This is a genomic window from Micromonospora sp. ATLC16, from assembly GCF_057196645.1.
In genome coordinates this window covers 1-1,779 of record NZ_JBXUOW010000152.1, presented here as the reverse complement: position 1 = coordinate 1,779, position 1,779 = coordinate 1, and the positions used below count along the sequence as shown (strand labels likewise).

1 protein-coding gene and 1 pseudogene are annotated in these 1,779 nt (G+C 75.2%); both read left to right on the top strand.

All coding sequences use genetic code 11. The features are described from left to right. Positions 1-140 precede the first annotated feature (140 nt). On the top strand, positions 141-1,043 hold the full coding sequence (locus AC2CHE_RS26795; RefSeq protein WP_484507600.1) for a sulfotransferase domain-containing protein: 903 nt from the start codon (positions 141-143) through the stop codon (positions 1,041-1,043). Further along, positions 1,040-1,779 (top strand): annotated as a pseudogene (locus tag AC2CHE_RS26790) (hypothetical protein); the annotation flags it as partial. The gene AC2CHE_RS26795 and the pseudogene AC2CHE_RS26790, both read left to right, overlap by 4 nt.

The window sequence follows — 1,779 nt, the reverse complement described above, 5'->3', positions numbered from 1 at the left end:
CCCCGCGGGCCGGCGGAGACAGGGCCCGCGCCGCCCCGCCCCCCCCCCCCCCCCCCCCCCCCCCCCCCCCCCCCCCCCCCCCCCCCCCCCCCCCCCCCCCCCCCCCCCCCCACGGACATCGAAGGGCAGGTGAGTTCGTCGTGTCGTCCATTCGCGACCGGGTGAAGCAGTTGGTGCCGACCCAGGTGACGAACCGGGTACGGGAAGGCCTCGTGGACTACGGGGTGCGCACCAGCGACCGCCGGCCGTTGCCGGACTTCCTCATCATCGGCACCAAGCGCGGCGGCACCACCTCGCTGTGGAACTACCTGATCCAGCATCCGCTGGTGCCCCGGCTCTTTCCCGCCTGGAACACGAAGTCCTCGCACTACTTCGAGGAGCACTGGCACCGCGGCGAGGCGTGGTACCGCTCGCACTTCCCGACCCTGCGGCAGCGGGAGACGCTGGAGCACCGCCACGGCGGCCCGGTCCGTGTCGGTGAGGCCGCCCCGCTGTACATGTTCCACCCGCTGGCCGCCGAGCGGGTGAGCGCGCTGATGCCCTCGGTGCGGCTGATCGTGCTGCTGCGCGACCCGGTGGAACGGGCCTACTCGCACTGGAAGGAGCGGCGGACCAACGGCGTGGAGCCGCTCGACTTCGCCGCCGCACTGGCCGCCGAGGCGGAGCGCACGGCAGGGGAGCGGGAACGGTTGATCGCCGAACCGAACTACTTCAGCGAGCCCTACGACTGGTACACCTACCGGGCGCGCGGCCGGTACCTGGAGCACCTGCAACCGTGGCTGGAACGCTTCGACCGCAGCCAGACTCTCTTCCTGCCCAGCGAGGAGCTGTACTCCGACGCGCGGGCTACCTACCGGCGCACCCTGGACTTCCTCGGCCTCCCGCCGTTCGACCTGCCCAACTTCAAGGTCTACAACGACCGGCGGTCCGCACCCCTGGAGCCGGCGCTGCGCGCCGAGCTGACCGCGTACTACCGCCCGCACAACGAGGCGCTGCGGCAGCGGCTGGGGCTGCGGCTCGACTGGCCGGACCGGGTCGCGTGACCGCCTCGGCCACCACCACGGGCGACCCCCGCAGCCGCGACGACGGGCTGGGCTGGGTCACCCGGGCGGTCTTCTCCGACGCCCGGGTCGCGGTGACCGTGGACGCCGAGCCGCCGGCCGGGCACACCGTCGTGGCCCGGTACGCGGTGGTGCCCTCGGTGGCTCGGGCCCGCTTCCTGCTGCCGATGGGCTCACCCCGGGTCGCGGCGGCGGCGCTGCTGTCGTACAACGCCCTGCGCCCGGCGAAGCTGCGGGCGGCGCGGGCGGTGCTCGGCGTGGCGGCGCGGGCCGGCGCGGTGGACCGGGCTCCCTTTCCGGCGCTGACCGTGGCGCTGCCGGTCGGCCTCGACCCGGCGGAGGTGCTGCTCGCCGCGCGGGTCGGCACCGAACTCGGCATACCGGTGCACGCGGCCTGTGGGGTGCGCCCACCTGATCCGAACCACAAGCCGACGCTGCAACTGTTCGACGGCCGGGGCGAGCCGCGCGGGTACGCGAAGATCGGCTGGAACGACGCGACGCGGGCGCTGGTCACCGCCGAGGCCGCAGCGCTACGGGAGGTCGCCGGGCTGGCCGGGACGGCCGGACACCCCGGCACCACCCGCCTGCTCGCCGAGTTCGCCTGGGCCGGGCAGACGGTGGCGGTGGTCGAGCCGCTGCCGGCGCGCATCCGTGGGGTGCCCGTCGACACGCCGCCCGACCTGACGGCGCTGCTCGCGGTGGCCCGGCGGGGTGGGCC